Genomic DNA, 15673 nt, shown 5'->3' on the forward strand with positions numbered 1-15673 from the left:
CATATGTAAAGACATTTAAAATTAAAAAAGAAAAAATAAATCCAATAGTAACACCTATAATTGAGGCGCTGGAGCTGGCTCTCAACGCTAGCCAATTTTTATACTTTCTTACCTTTTAAGAAAAGCGCAAGCGCCTTGGTCAGCCCCGACAAGCAAATGTTCTGAGACAAGAAAAGTCCGGTTTTGACTTTTATTGGCTCAGGTTATTTGACCTCGAGGGGCTAGGCGCTAGAGCTAGATCCAAACATCAGCCAATTTTTATGCTTTCTTACCTTTGAACAAATATTCAACATCCTTCTATCCGTTTACAACGAAATCAATATAAAGATTTCTGTTTTTTTCAAGATCAATTATCTCTCCTGATCCTTTTATCTTAATTAATGGTCTCGTTTTTGCATGTGGCTTATGAAATATGATTTCTGCCTTTTGACCATTGGATAGACTTACTGTGGTGCCAATTGGCAGAGTAGCAATAGCGGATATAAATTCTTTTAAAATAGAGATATGTAGTTTACCAAATTGATCAATCTCCATCATTTGTAGTGTTTTGAAAGGAGACCGACTATTTTTGAATAATCGTTCTGTTGTCATGGCATGATAGATGTCTGCAATCGCAATGATTTGGGATTCTATTAATAGATTCTTTATCGTTTTTCCGCCCGGATAGCCAGTTCCATCTAATCTTTCATGATGTTGGGCGATAGCAAGCTTAGTCTCTGATTTTAATACGGAAATATCCTTTACCATCTGATAACTATAAAGGGGATGTTTCTTTATCTCTCTCCACTCCGAATCTGTGAGTGTCCTTGCGATCATAAAAAGATTCTTATTAATCTTAGCCATTCCACAATCAGCTAAAAGACCGGCGAAGGCTATTTGAAGGGATTTCCCATGATCATAACCCATTTTATTTGCAAGCCACCCAGAGATGATGCTAACCGCCACAGGATGATGATAAAAATATTCTTCTGGTTGAGATAATTGATGAATAAAATGAATCCAATCCTTGTTCTTTAAAGCTATTTCAAATAAAGGTGTAAGAATGGTCCGTACATTCGATATATGAATCGGTAGGCCAGATTGCCATGTTTGAAATTGCTTCTTAAATTGCCGAACGGCATTTTGATATTCATCCATGAATGTTCTATTGATCGCTTCAGACATCTTGATTTTAGATCGCTCCATACTTTTTTCCCTTGTTCCCTTTTTCTTTTGAACCCCCTTTGTTAATTGGCTCTCAACATCTATTTCTTCTATTAAAAAGGCTTTCAACACTTCAATATGCTCCTCGGTTAATTCTGTATTGGCTGGAATGATTGGGTGCCCCGTTAGTCCAGAAACATCCCTTTGAACAATATACCCTTTTTCCAGTTGTTCCACTTTCATCATCATGCGATCACCTCCGAAAATTACATTTTTTTGAAATTCTATGTACTATTTATTTCGGATGAAACCCTTTTTTATTTAATCATTTCAAAAAGGCGTCAAGATTTGACGCCTTTTTAAAAGTAGGAGAAACATTAGGTCTAGATTAGCACTCTCCAAGCTGTTACTCCTCAGTATTATTTTCAGTTTCTTCTTCGTTCTCTATTAATGCTTCTTCCTTTTCAACCTTTGCGACAGTAGAGACAGAAGATTCATCTCCAAGGGTCATTAATTTGACTCCTTGCGTATTTCTTCCAATGACAGAAATGTCTTGAACATCCATTCGTATAACAATGCCGCTATCGGTAATAATCATGATATCCTCATCACCTTTGACGGTTTCTACCGCTACAACCGTTCCGGTGCGTTCGGTTATTTTGCACGTAATTAACCCTTTTCCGCCGCGGCTTTGAATCCGGTATTCCTCCGCAGGCGTGCGTTTCCCAAAACCATTTTTGGTAACGACTAACACATCGTCATCGTCTTCTAAAATTTCCATTCCGACTGTTTCGTCGTCTCCTGATAAGGTAATTCCCTTTACGCCGGTAGCTGTCCGACCCATCGATCTTACATCTGTTTCATTAAAACGAATAAGCAGACCATTCTTGGTTCCTACAACAATGTCTTTGTTTCCGTCTGTCAATTTTACAGAAATCAATTCATCATTTTCTCTTAAACCAAGGGCAATTAACCCATTCGTTCGGATATTCGCAAAGGCAGAAAGCGGGGTCCGTTTGATCACACCTTGTTTCGTAGCAAAGAATAAATACCAATCTTCAAGAAATTCTTCTACACAAATCACCGTGTTAATCCACTCACCTTTTTCAATTCCTAACAGATTGATAATCGGCAAACCTTTCGCTGTCCGACTAAATTCAGGGATTTCATAGCCTTTCGCCCGGTATACCTTTCCCTTATTTGTAAAAAAGAGGATGGTATCATGAGTGGAACTAGTGATTAAATGCTGAACAAAATCATTTTCATTGGTACCCATTCCTTGTACACCACGTCCACCGCGTCTTTGGCTGCGATAGGTCGTAATCGGCAATCGTTTAATATACCCATTATGAGTGAGTGTGACAACAATATTTTCTCTTGGAATTAAATCTTCATCTTCGATTTGCTCAATCCCACCAGAAACAATTTCTGTTCTTCGATCATCATTGAAGCGTTCCTTAATCTCAATGAGTTCTTCTCTAATAATTTCTAGCACTTTTTCTTCATCTGCTAAAATCGCTTGAAGTTCTGCAATAAGCTTCAGCAAATTTTGGTATTCTTCCTCTATTTTTTCTCTTTCTAATCCGGTCAGACGTTGCAACCGCATATCCAAAATTGCTTGAGCTTGTTTTTCCGATAACTGAAATTGTTCCATTAATCCTGTTCGAGCAATATCTGTTGTTTTAGACCCACGAATCAGACTAATAATCGCATCAATATGATCAAGAGCAATTCTTAATCCTTCTAAAATATGTGCCCTTGCTTCGGCCCTGCGTAATTCAAACTCTGTCCTTCTCCGAATAATCACCTGTTGATGTTCAAGATAATAAGCGAGACATTGTTTGAGGTTTAAGACTTTTGGTTGTCCATTCACTAACGCAAGCATGTTAATCCCAAAGCTTGTTTGCATCGCGGTCAATTTATAGAGATTGTTTAAAATGACATTCGAATTTGCATCCCTGCGAACTTCCATGACAATTCTCATCCCATTACGATCAGATTCATCATTTAGTTCTGTAATGCCTTCGATTTTTTTATCACGAACCAATTCGGCAATTCTTTCAATTAGCTTCGCTTTATTCACTTGGTATGGGAGTTCATGGACAATAATTGTTTCTCTTCCATTTGGTTTTGTCTCTATTTCGACCTTTGCCCGAACGACAATCGAGCCTCTCCCTGTTTCATACGCTCTTCTAATTCCACTTCTTCCAACAATAATCCCGGCTGTTGGAAAGTCAGGACCTGGAATATGTTCCATTAATTCTTGAACAGAAATTTCAGGTTCCTTACTTAACGCAAGAACACCGTTAATCACTTCACCAAGCTGATGAGGGGGGATATTGGTTGCCATCCCAACCGCAATTCCCGAAGACCCGTTGACTAATAAATTTGGAAACCGCGATGGTAGTACTTCTGGTTCCCTTTCAGATCCATCATAATTATCTTTATAATCAATCGTATCCTTCGTGATATCCCGAACAAGCTCCATCGAAATTTTCGACATTCTCGCCTCTGTATACCGCATGGCTGCTGCAGAATCTCCGTCAACGGAACCAAAATTACCATGACCATCAACGAGCATATAGCGGTAACTAAAATCTTGCGCCATCCGTACCATTGTTTCATAAACTGCCGAGTCACCATGGGGATGGTATTTGCCGATCACCTCACCAACGATTCTTGCTGACTTTTTAAAGGCTTTATCACTTGTCATCCCGAGATCATTCATCGCGTATAAAATCCGACGATGGACAGGCTTTAAACCATCCCGAACATCAGGTAAAGCACGGGAGACGATGACACTCATTGCATAATCGAGGAAAGATGTACGCATTTCGTGACTTAAATTTATTTCTTTTACATTTGAATGAGGTAAATCTGCCATACGATTGGCACCCTCCTTTCCCTAGTGAATTAAATATCCAGATTTTTGACATAAATCGCATTTTCTTCAATAAATACTCGTCTAGGCTCTACCTTTTCGCCCATGAGCATATCAAAGGTTCTATCTGCATCAATCGCATCTTCTAGACCAACCTGGAGCATGGTTCTTGCTTCTGGGTTCATCGTTGTCTCCCATAATTGTTCAGGATTCATCTCTCCAAGACCTTTATAGCGCTGAATACCTGGTTTTGGAATTTCCGGGAGCTCTGCAAGTTTTTTTTCTAATTCCTGATCGGAATAGACATAATACTCCTTTTTCCCTTGAGCAATTTTAAATAAAGGAGGTTGAGCAATATAGATATATCCCGCTTCAACTAAAGGCCTCATATAACGATAAAAAAATGTTAATAATAATGTGCGTATATGAGCCCCATCCACATCCGCATCTGTCATAATCACAACTTTATGATAGCGGGCTTTAGCAATATCGAAGTCTTCGCCAATCCCTGTACCAAGTGCTGTAATAATCGTCCTAATCTCATTATTGGAAAGAATTTTATCCAATCGGGCTTTTTCAACATTCAGGATCTTTCCTCTTAAAGGTAATATGGCTTGAAATAGTCGATCTCTTCCTTGTTTGGCGGAACCACCTGCCGAATCACCCTCCACAATATAAAGCTCGCTAATTTGTGGATCACGAGACGAACAATCTGCAAGCTTTCCTGGAAGATTGGATATTTCTAAAGCACTTTTTCTCCTTGTTAGCTCTCGAGCCTTTTTCGCGGCATCACGAGCTCTTGCGGCCATCACACCTTTATCGACAATTTTCCGAGCTAGAACAGGATTTTCTAACATAACTTTCTCAAAGTGCTCAGAAAAAAGAGAATCTGTGATGGTTCGTACTTCTGAATTCCCCAATTTTGTTTTTGTTTGACCTTCGAACTGTGGTTCAGGATGTTTAATCGAAATGATTGCTGTTAATCCTTCACGGACATCTTCCCCTGAAAGATTACTATCATTTTCTTTGAAAATATTATTTCGCCGCGCATAATCATTAATGACCCTTGTTAAAGCTGTTTTAAAGCCAAATTCATGAGTTCCACCTTCATACGTGTGAATATTATTGGCAAAGGAATACAAATTACTGGCGAAACCATCATTGTATTGAAGAGCCACTTCCACCATAATTTCGTCTCTTTCCCCTTCAATATAGACAGGTTCTTCATGAAGGACTTCTTTTGAATGATTCAGAAACTCGACATATGATTTAATGCCGCCCTCATAATGATATTCACTTTTTTTTCCTTCCTCACGTTTGTCCTCAATCGTTAATTTTAATCCTTTATTTAGAAAAGCTAATTCTCTTGTCCGGGTCGCTAAAATATCAAAATCGAATTCAGTTGTTTCCTTAAAAATTTCAGGGTCTGGAGTAAAATGAATAACTGTTCCTGTATGATCTGTTTCACCGATTACTTTTAAATCAAAAGCAGGTATACCGCGTTCATATTTTTGATAATAAATTTGTCCATTCAGATGGACATATACTTCAAGTTCTGATGAAAGGGCGTTAACAACAGACGCACCAACCCCATGGAGTCCCCCAGATACTTTATATCCACCACCGCCAAATTTCCCACCAGCATGAAGCACAGTTAAAATAACCTCAACAGCAGGTCTTCCCATCTTTTCTTGGATCCCCACTGGAATCCCTCGTCCATTATCTGTTACTGTAATACTATTATCTTTTTCAATCACAAGATTTATTTGATCACAATAACCGGCTAAAGCCTCATCGATACTATTGTCTACAATTTCCCATACTAAATGATGGAGTCCCTTTGAACTCGTAGAACCAATATACATGCCAGGTCTTTTTCGAACAGCTTCCAAACCTTCAAGCACCTGTATTTGGTTCTCATCATATAATTGTTCTTGAACTTCATTTTGGTCCATTGTCAAAAACTCACCTGCTCTTTCAATCAATTTTGCCTATTATGTTCAAAAAGGAGGACAAAAAGAGCCGGATCGGCTTAAATAGCAACGTCCTGGGAATAGGGTTACTCTTCCCGCCGAAACATTTTTGCGCCGTTGACATTAGTACGTCCTTTTGAACAACCCTTGTTGACAAAACATCTATATCATGAACTCATCATGGTCTGTTACATTCAACAACCGCTTTTTCAATGTTGATGAAGCAATTGGAGAGAAATAAATATGAGGTTCCGTAATGATCAAAGATTTAAAGTCACCATTGGATAGATTCATAATCAAATCTTCTTTATGCTTTAAAAAATTTTGGATTTCAAGAGAATATTCAACGGTCTCTTTTTCAAGAATGGCAATGATTTCATTGGAGCGAATCATCACATCTTCTCCAGCATGAACATACATTTCTTCACCTCATTTCTCTCTTTCCATTTTTCCATTTCGAACCATGAAAGTAGCTGCATCTCTTAAGGTTTGATGATCGATTCCATCTACCGTTGTCGTCGTGACAAAGGTTTGGATTCTCCCCTTAATGGTATTAAGAAGATGGGACTTTCGATAATCATCCAATTCTGATAAAACATCATCAAGAAGCAAAATGGGGTATTCGCCGATTTCCGAATTAATTAAATCAATCTCAGCTAATTTCACGGAAAGAGCTGTTGTTCGTTGTTGACCTTGTGAACCAAATGTTTGAACATCCCGACCGTTCACAATAAATCCAATCTCATCTCGATGCGGGCCAATCAATGTCATTCCTCGATCAATTTCCCTTTGCTCTAGAGAGAAAAATTTTTCTTCTAATCCTTTTATCATCTTTGACCAATCCCGTTCATTCGATACCTCAATAGATGGTTTATAACGAATCTCAAGCATTTCTTTTCCTTGTGAAATCCCTTCATGGATCGGTTGTGCCCATTTTTCTAGCATGCGAATAAACTCAAAGCGTTTTTGCATCACTTTGATCGCAACTTCAGCAAATTGCTCATTTAAAACATAAAGAAATGTTGGATCCTTTTGTTTTCTTGATTGCAATTGTTTTAGAAAATGATTTCGCTGTTGTAATACCTTTTGAAATCGATTCATATCATGCAAATAAACAGGGGACACCTGTCCGATTTCCATATCAATAAAACGACGCCTTACTTGTGGACTTCCCTTTACAAGGTGAAGATCTTCAGGCGCAAACATCACAACATTCATATTTCCGACATAACGACTTAACTTTTTTTGTTCAATATGATTGAACTTCGCCTTTTTTCCTTTCTTGGAAATCGTTAGATCCAAAGGTACAGCCCCATGCGTTTTTTGTATCCTACCTTCTATTTTAGCATAATCCGAGTCCCAACGGATTAAATCTTTATCATTGGAAGTACGATGGGATTTCGCCATCCCTAACACATAAATAGATTCCATGACATTTGTTTTTCCTTGAGCATTTTCTCCGAGAATCACATTGACATTATTCTCAAAAGTAAGCTGAAGGTTTTCATAATTTCTAAAATTTACCAATTCCAACTCTTCCATATACATGAAGGCAACATCCTTTAGCGAACAATTGTAAAGATGCCAATCCCTTTAATTTCTATTTTATCATGAATTGTGAGTTTACGCCCTCGGCGTTGGTCTTGCTCACCGTTAATCCAAACTTCATGCTCACTTAAAAACCATTTCGCCATGCCTCCAGATGAAATCATATCTGTAAGCTTTAAAAATTGCCCTAGTGTAATCGTGTCCGTATCAATCTTCACTTCATTCTCCATACACTCACTCTTTTCCCGAATCGTCACTCCCTTTATTTTACTAAAAGATCCTCAAGAAGACAAAGAAAAGCGGAAGGCGTTTGTTCAGGGGCGACTAGCAAATGTTCCTGAACCTAGGAAGGGCGATTTTCCCTCCCTAGGTTCAGGGTTATTTGACCTCGAACCCCTAACGCCTGGAGCTAGACAAAGAAAAGCGAAAGCGCCTAGAGAGAATGGACGACTAAAAAGCGCGACGTCCTTTGGGCCTAAAATGAAAATCCCACCGGATGGCAGGATAATAGAAAAACATAAGCGTTTAAAATGTTCTAACTGGCAAAATCAGTTGTAAAATCTGTTCATCATGAACAGATTGAATAATAAAAGGACGCATAGCTCCTGTAAAACTGATCCTAATATCTGTTTCTTCTAAAGCTTTTAGGGCGTCCATCATATATTTCGAACTAAATGAAATTTTCAGCTCTTCTCCCTCAATCGATTCTGTTTGAATTTGTTCTACAACTTTTCCAATTTCAGGTGTGGTAGATGAAATTTCAATTTGCTTTCTGTCAATAGAAACCAGTTTCACCACATTATTCCGGTCTCCGCGACTTAATAAAGAAGCCCGATCAATCGCATGAAGAAATTCCTTAGATGGCAAAACAAGTTGCGTTTTGTAATCTGTTGGAATCAATTTTGAGGTATCTGGATAATTCCCCTCTAACAAACGAGAAAAGAATAAGAGATTTTTAAATTTAAACAGAATTTGATTGTCTGTAATCACAATATCAACCATGTCATTGGATCCGTCTAAAATTTTACTTAATTCTACTAAACTTTTTCCTGGGATGACCGCTTGCAACGTTTCTCCTACAATTTCGATAGGCGCCGTTCTCATTGCTAATCGATGGCTGTCTGTTGCTGTACATGTTAATCGATTATTTTCCACCATCCAGTTGACACCTGTCAAGATGGGGCGTGTTTCTGAGGTGGACACTGCAAAAACAGTTTGTCTTATGATCGATTTTAATAAGTCAGTTGGAAGTGAAAATACATTATCCTCGGGAATTTGAGGCAAAAATGGATATTCATCCGGATCTAAACCATTTAAATTGAATTCTGCTGTTCCAGAACGAATAATGGTTTGTAAATGATTAAACACTTCAAATTCGACTGTATCCATTGGTAATTTCCGAACAATTTCCGAAAAATACTTTGCATTTAAAACAATTCCGCCTGTTTCTTGAACTTCGACAATTACCTCCCCATTTTCTTCGTTTGGGATAAAAGATTCAATAGAAATATCGGAATCACTTCCTGTAAAAGTCAGCCCTTCATCTGTCGCGATCATTTTGATTCCCGTTAAGATTGGGATCGTTGTTCTTGAGGACACGGCCTTGGTTACATCTTGAACACTATCGATTAGCCGGTTACGTTTAATAGTAAACTTCATGCTTTACCTCCTTTATTCCATTTCATCTTTAGAGACTATATATTATTTATTATTTATAAAAAAACAGTAATAATAGTAATAGTACCTGTGAATATGTGGATAAATCTGTGTATGACTAGATTTTGCACGTTATTCACATGTGGACAGGCTGTGCATGAAGTTGTGATCGTTATGCACAAAATCCCCATTACGCATTCTTTAATGTTGCCTGAATTTCTTCTAGTTTATTTTTGAAATTCGTATCTGCCTCTAAAAGCTTTGAAATTTTTTCATGGGCATGAATCACAGTTGTATGATCTCTACCGCCAAATTCTTCCCCTATTTTCGGCAGTGAAAAATCTGTCAGCTCTCTGGATAAATACATGGCAATTTGCCTCGGAAAGGCAATAGACTTTGTTCTTTTCTTAGCCTTAAAATCCTCAAGTTTGACATTATATTCAGCACCGATCATTTTTTGAATATCAAGGATAGTGATTTCTTTCGGTTTCGCACCTGGAATAATACTTTTTAATGCTTCAGCAGCCAAATCGGCATTAATATCTTTATTGTTAAGAGAGGAAAAAGCAACGACTCGAATAAGAGCTCCTTCCAGTTCTCTTATATTTGTGTCAATTTGGTTAGCTATGTAAAGCATCACTTCGTTAGGAATATCAAGACCGTCTGCTTTAGCCTTTTTTCGCAAAATCGCAATTCTTGTTTCTAAATCCGGGGGAGTAATATCTGTAATTAAGCCCCATTCAAATCGAGAGCGAAGGCGATCTTCAAGTGTTGGAATTTCCTTTGGTGGACGGTCACTAGCAATCACAATTTGCTTGGTTTCCTCATGGAGGGTATTGAATGTATGAAAAAATTCCTCTTGAGTTGATTCTTTTCCGGCAAGGAATTGAATATCATCAATTAATAGAATATCAACACTGCGATATTTATTTCGGAAATCAACGGCTTTATTATCACGGATGGCATTGATAAATTCGTTTGTAAATTTCTCAGATGATAGATAGACCACTTTTGCATCTGGTTTATGCTCAACAATATAATGACCAATGGCATGCATAAGATGGGTCTTTCCCATCCCTACACCACCATAAATAAATAGTGGATTATAGGCTTTTGCCGGGGCTTCCGCAACAGCTAAAGAAGCAGCATGGGCAAATCGATTTCCGGCCCCAATCACAAACGTTTCAAATGTATACTTTGGATTGAGCATATTTTGATAAGCATCAACAGACTCTTTCTTTTCCATTTTTTGAACAGCTGGAACTTTTTTCTCTTCTTCTTGTTCGGGTGGGATTATAAATTTTACGTTTAAGTCCTCACCAATAATTTCATATAAAAGCCCAGCTATTAATTGAGTGTAATGCCCTTCAAGCCAATCTCTAGCAAATTCATTTGGAGCCGTTACAATCATCGTATCATCCTGAAGCGTATGAGCCTTTGTGAATCTCAACCACGTGTCGAAACTTGGCTTACTCACTTTTTCTTCAATTCTTAATAGAACTTGATCCCAAAGCTCAGCTATGTTTTCCAAATTTTTACCTCCCTTGCACTAGGTAAACACTGCTGTTATATAACGGTTTCCCTTTATTTTTGAAAAAAGTATAAATATGCATAATGATGAATGTGGGTAAATATATATATTAGTAGAAAAGCGGTTTTCGACAGTTTCCACCCTTTGTGGACAAGTTTTTTCAGAGAGAGTGGATAACATATCCACAAGTTATTCACATCTGTGGATAAAATAGTAAACAACAAAAAATGTCCACAGGGAAAACAACATAATCATATCAAATAAATCTAAACTTATCAATGCATAGGAGGAGCATCCACAAAACTAATAGGAAGTAGATAAAAATTACTCACAAGGCGTTAATTTGTTTAAAACCTGTCGATATTTGTTGTGGATAGCAGATTTGTGTCAAAAATTATCCACAAAAAGGAAAATGGGGATAAAATTTTCAAAATCAGTGATTGGGGATAAAGTTAGATTAGGATCAAAGGCTAAATTCGCGACATCCTGTCGCAACGCCTTTGTGACCGACATCCTGTCGGCCCGATCAAAGGCTAAAATCGTATTCTTTTGTTGGCTCTTGACAACCATTTTTTATCTATTTATACTTATTTAGTATGTCTATGAAGGAAATTTTTTTGTTAAACCTCGAGGAGGTGTCATGAATGAAAAGAACATTTCAACCAAATACAAGAAAAAGAAGCAAAGTACACGGTTTCCGTCAACGTATGAGTACAAAAAATGGCCGTAAGATTTTGGCTGCTCGGCGTCGCAAAGGAAGAAAAGTGTTATCAGCGTAGACCACTGAAACGTCTCAGTGGTCTTTTTTTAGGTTAATGGTAAAAGCTGGAATATAAAAATAGAAAACGATTGACAACGATTAGCGACGAACAGAAAGTTACATAATGAGGGTGAAGAAATGAAGAAGGGATACAGAATTAAAAAAAATGAAGAATTTCAAACTGTTTTTAAAAAGGGAAAATCAGTTGCTAATCGGCAGTTTGTTGTTTATATATTAGAAAAAGAGGAACAAGATCATTTCAGAATAGGTTTGTCTGTAAGCAAAAAAATCGGCAATGCTGTCAAACGCAATCAAATAAAGCGGTATATTCGCCAAGTGTTTCATGATTTGAATACAGATATTGAAACAGGAAAAGATTACGTGATTATTGCAAGGAAGCCTGTTTCGGAAATGGACTTTCATCAAGTGAAAAAAAGCCTCCAACATGTTTTAAGACTTGGGAAAGTGATAAAACAATAATAATTTTAATTAGAAATTCCTCTTTTTTTACAACTTTTGAAGCATAAAAATGGTAAAATAGCCAAAGAACATTCGGATTATAGATATGTATTATGATAACAGGGAGGATATGAAGCTTGAAGAAGAGAATATTATGGGTATCGGCTCTTGTTTTAGTTGTGTTGCTTGCAGGTTGTTCTACGATCGATAACCCTGATTATATTACAGCTGAAAGTACGGGATTTTGGAGTAAATATATCGTTTATCCATTATCATGGGTGATTACCACCTTTGCAAAAATGTTTGGTAATAGTTACGGACTATCCATTATTGTCGTAACAATTCTCATTCGCTTAGCAATCTTACCGCTTATGATTAAACAAACGCAAAATACAAAAGCGATGCAAGCCATTCAACCAGAAATGCAGAAATTAAAAGAAAAATATAGTTCGAAAGACCAAAAGACCCAACAAAAATTACAAGAAGAAACAATGAAGCTTTTTCAAACACATAATGTCAATCCATTGGCGGGTTGTTTCCCACTGTTGATTCAAATGCCGATTTTGATCGGATTTTATCAAGCGATTATCCGTACAGAGGGAATATCTAAAGCAGGAGACTTCCTTTGGTTTGATTTAGGGGCACCTGATCCTCTTTATTTGTTGCCGATTATTGCAGGAATCACCACCTTCTTACAACAAAAAATTATGATGGCGGGAACAGGGAATGCAAATCCGCAAATGCAAATGATGCTTTACATCATGCCAGTGATGATTTTAATTTTCGCAGTAAATTTCCCAGCAGCTTTGGCCCTTTATTGGGTTGTCGGAAATATATTCATGATTGCGCAAACGTATTTTATTAAACCACCAGTTGCTCAAAATCAGCAAACAAATATTCATAAGGGAAAGGTGAGGGGAGCTAAAAAGTGAGAGAAATCACTGCTACTGGACAAACCGTTGAAGAAGCAGTAGAATCCGCATTGGCTCAACTAGAAATAACTCGGGATCGTACAGAAATCACCATTGTGGAAGAAGGAAAAAAGGGACTACTCGGATTATTTGGTGCGAGGCCTGCTATTGTGAAAGTAAAGGTAAAGCCGACATCCATTGAAGCAACAGTAGAATATGTCCAAAATATCTTGGCCAATATGGGCATTGCCGCAGAAATTAAAGTCGAAAAAAGGGATGAAAGACATGTTATCTTTCACATAACAGGTGAAAAAATGGGGCTTTTGATTGGAAAAAGAGGACAAACCATCAATTCATTGCAATATTTAGCACAACTTGCAGCAAATCGTCATGCTGATCCATATATAACCGTCATTTTAAATCCAGAAAATTACCGGGATCGACGGGAGCAAACTTTAATTCAATTGGCAAAGCGACTCGCTTCCAAAGCTCAACAGTTAAACAAACCTATTACACTCGAACCGATGCCTAATTTCGAACGGAAAATTATTCATACAGCTTTAGCGGAAAATAAAAAAGTCCAAACAGTTTCAGATGGGCGTGAACCGAATCGTTATGTTGTCATCAAACCTCTTCCATAAGGTTGTTAGAAAAAAACATCTTGCTATACCAATGGCAGATGTTTTTTTTTATTTCGAAATAGGCAATAAAAAAATTTAGGTGAAGAAATCTAACAAAAAAAGTGTTATAGACATAGGGATGATGATAATATGTATGTAAAGAGTTGTATGAAATGGATGTGACATCAATGATTCAGAAAGTTCCATCAGCACAAAATAGAGATCGTTGGATTTATCTATTTTCTGTGCTTCTTTTATGTCTTAAAATTTCTATACTTTATAAATGGGGCTTTCAAATAAGTGTTCAATCCTTTTGGGAGGCCATTTTACTAGAATTTACTACATTAGGCTCTCTTTTGGCGATTTTTAGTTTAGGCTTTCTATCGAAACGCCATCGAACGAAGATTTTTTTTACCATTCACTTACTTTTAACAGCGATTTTGTATGGAAATGTGCTTTATTACCGTTTTTATATTGACTTTGTTACGGTTCCAGTCCTATTTCAGTTTAAAAATGTAGGGGGATTAAGTCAAAGTACACTAGAACTGATCAAATTTTATGATGTATTTTTGTTTTTAGATGTCATCTTGCTTTTTATCATGGCGAAACATCGGCTATTTAAACAATATAGCCTTTCGATCCCCAAAAAGGTAGGAAAGACAGTCATTCCTTTTTTGATTATAGTTCCAATTCTTCTTTCTTGTTTTTTTCATTCAGGTTTTTGGAATCAATCGTATGATAAAGAATTAATTGTTAAATCTTTAGGTCTTTATTATTATCATATGTTTGACATCTATCAAAATTCGAAATCCTCGATGAAAAGTGTTTTGGCAGATGGTAGTGAAGTGAAAGAAATTGAACGTTATGTCAAAAAGAAACGAGAACATGATCCCTTATCAGAGCTGCATGGTGTTGCAAAGGGAAAAAATGTGATTGTCATTTTTCTTGAATCCACTCAAGAATTCGTAATGGATCGGGAAATTGACGGACAGGAAATTACACCATTTTTAAATGAATTCAAGAAGGAAAGTCTATATTTTCCGAATTTCTATCACCAAACCGCACAGGGAAAGACATCTGATGCAGAATTCATTTTAGATAATAGCTTGTATCCATTATCAGGGGGATCTGTTTTTGTAAGAAGAACGAATAATCACTTTGTGGCATTACCGGAAATATTAAAACAACATCAATATTATTCAGCAAGTTTCCATGGGAATGATGCTTTTTTCTGGAACCGGGAAATAGCCTATCAAACGTTTGGCTATGATCGCTTTTTTTCCAAAGAAGATTATGATGTGACAGAGGAGAATTCAATCAATTATGGGTTGAAGGATATCGACTTCTTCAAACAATCGCTTCCCTATTTATCACAATTGCCGGAACCCTACTATGCTAAGTTCCTAACCTTGACAAATCATTTTCCTTTTTTACTGGATCCTGAAGACCAATTGATTTCTGCACCGGAGACAGAACAAAATATGGTCAATCGATATTTTACAACGGTTAGATATGAGGATGAAGCCATTAAAAATTTCTTTGATGATATAAAACAGTCAGATATATATGACAATAGTATATTTGTTTTGTTTGGGGATCATTATGGAATCTCTAAAAGCTATAATGATGCCCTTGGGGAAGTGTTGGGCTATCAAATAACACCGAAAGATGATATGGAATTGCAGAAAGTGCCATTATTTATCCATATCCCCGGTATAAAAGGACAGGAAGTCACGACAGTAGGGGGACAAATGGATTTACGAGCGACTATTTTGGATTTATTAGGAATTTCAGAGCCGGAAGAGGCCCTTTCATTTGGAAAAAGCTTACTTACTCATGATAAGAATCGATTTGTCGCTTTTAGAGATGGATCTTTTACAACCAATAAATACTCTTATATTGAGCATACCTGTTACTCAAAGAAAACCGGGAAAAAAGTAAAACGGAATTTTTGTTCTCCTTATTTTTCAGATATTCAAAAAGAATTAAATTACTCAGACAAAGTGATCAATGGAGATCTGCTTCGTTTTTTAGAATAAAGTGAAAAGACTTGGTACCTTGCCAAGTCTTTTTTAAAAGGTAAGAAAGTATAAAAATTGGCTAGCGTTGAGAGCCAGCTCCAGCGCCTCAATTATAGGTGTTACTATTGGATTTATTTTTTCTTTTTTAATTTTAAATGTCTTTACATATG

13 protein-coding genes are annotated in these 15673 nt (G+C 37.0%); 5 read left to right on the forward strand and 8 right to left on the reverse strand.

Going from position 1 to position 15673, the window contains the following annotated elements:
* Nucleotides 1-297: 297 nt before the first annotated feature.
* The 8 genes from MUB24_RS21975 to dnaA form a co-directional block, all read right to left on the reverse strand.
* Nucleotides 298-1392 carry an HD-GYP domain-containing protein gene (locus MUB24_RS21975; protein ID WP_244707690.1) on the reverse strand — a complete coding sequence of 365 codons (1095 nt, stop codon included), beginning with the start codon at nucleotides 1390-1392 and terminating at the stop codon, nucleotides 298-300.
* Between the two features lie 157 nt (nucleotides 1393-1549).
* Entirely contained in the window at nucleotides 1550-4027 is a 2478-nt protein-coding gene (gene gyrA / locus MUB24_RS21980) for a DNA gyrase subunit A (protein ID WP_244707692.1), read from the reverse strand.
* Nucleotides 4028-4056: 29 nt separating this feature from the next.
* Nucleotides 4057-5979 (reverse strand): DNA topoisomerase (ATP-hydrolyzing) subunit B, encoded by a 1923-nt coding sequence (gene gyrB / locus MUB24_RS21985; protein WP_244707694.1) that lies wholly within the window; start codon nucleotides 5977-5979, stop codon nucleotides 4057-4059.
* A 180-nt stretch (nucleotides 5980-6159) separates the two neighbouring features.
* Nucleotides 6160-6417 (reverse strand): extracellular matrix regulator RemB, encoded by a 258-nt coding sequence (remB, locus tag MUB24_RS21990; protein WP_244707696.1) that lies wholly within the window; start codon nucleotides 6415-6417, stop codon nucleotides 6160-6162.
* Between the two features lie 9 nt (nucleotides 6418-6426).
* Nucleotides 6427-7545 carry a DNA replication/repair protein RecF gene (gene recF, locus MUB24_RS21995; RefSeq protein ID WP_244707698.1) on the reverse strand — a complete coding sequence of 373 codons (1119 nt, stop codon included), beginning with the start codon at nucleotides 7543-7545 and terminating at the stop codon, nucleotides 6427-6429.
* 14 nt (nucleotides 7546-7559) lie between these two features.
* A complete protein-coding gene (gene yaaA, locus MUB24_RS22000) occupies nucleotides 7560-7775 on the reverse strand; it encodes a S4 domain-containing protein YaaA (RefSeq protein ID WP_244707700.1) in 216 nt (71 codons plus the stop codon).
* 295 nt (nucleotides 7776-8070) lie between these two features.
* Nucleotides 8071-9204 carry a DNA polymerase III subunit beta gene (gene dnaN / locus MUB24_RS22005; protein ID WP_244707702.1) on the reverse strand — a complete coding sequence of 378 codons (1134 nt, stop codon included), beginning with the start codon at nucleotides 9202-9204 and terminating at the stop codon, nucleotides 8071-8073.
* 187 nt (nucleotides 9205-9391) lie between these two features.
* Nucleotides 9392-10732: a chromosomal replication initiator protein DnaA gene (gene dnaA, locus MUB24_RS22010; RefSeq protein WP_244707704.1), complete on the reverse strand. Its 1341-nt coding sequence runs from the start codon at nucleotides 10730-10732 to the stop codon at nucleotides 9392-9394.
* Between the two features lie 644 nt (nucleotides 10733-11376).
* Between dnaA and rpmH the strand changes: the two genes are divergently transcribed.
* The 5 genes from rpmH (at nucleotide 11377) to MUB24_RS22035 (ending at nucleotide 15521) form a co-directional block, all read left to right on the forward strand.
* A complete protein-coding gene (gene rpmH, locus MUB24_RS22015) occupies nucleotides 11377-11511 on the forward strand; it encodes a 50S ribosomal protein L34 (RefSeq protein ID WP_244707706.1) in 135 nt (44 codons plus the stop codon).
* Between the two features lie 119 nt (nucleotides 11512-11630).
* Nucleotides 11631-11972 (forward strand): ribonuclease P protein component, encoded by a 342-nt coding sequence (rnpA, locus tag MUB24_RS22020; protein WP_244707708.1) that lies wholly within the window; start codon nucleotides 11631-11633, stop codon nucleotides 11970-11972.
* A gap of 116 nt (nucleotides 11973-12088) precedes the next feature.
* Nucleotides 12089-12883 carry a YidC family membrane integrase SpoIIIJ gene (spoIIIJ, locus tag MUB24_RS22025; protein ID WP_244707710.1) on the forward strand — a complete coding sequence of 265 codons (795 nt, stop codon included), beginning with the start codon at nucleotides 12089-12091 and terminating at the stop codon, nucleotides 12881-12883.
* Nucleotides 12880-13503, forward strand: a complete 624-nt coding sequence (gene jag / locus MUB24_RS22030; RefSeq protein WP_244707712.1) for an RNA-binding cell elongation regulator Jag/EloR — start codon at nucleotides 12880-12882, stop codon at nucleotides 13501-13503. The genes spoIIIJ and jag overlap by 4 nt, the downstream gene beginning before the upstream one ends.
* A 152-nt stretch (nucleotides 13504-13655) precedes the next feature.
* Entirely contained in the window at nucleotides 13656-15521 is a 1866-nt protein-coding gene (locus MUB24_RS22035) for an LTA synthase family protein (protein WP_244707714.1), read from the forward strand.
* Nucleotides 15522-15673: the final 152 nt, after the last annotated feature.

This window comes from Lederbergia sp. NSJ-179 (genome assembly GCF_022867885.1).
Lineage (GTDB): Bacteria > Bacillota > Bacilli > Bacillales > Bacillaceae_C > Lederbergia.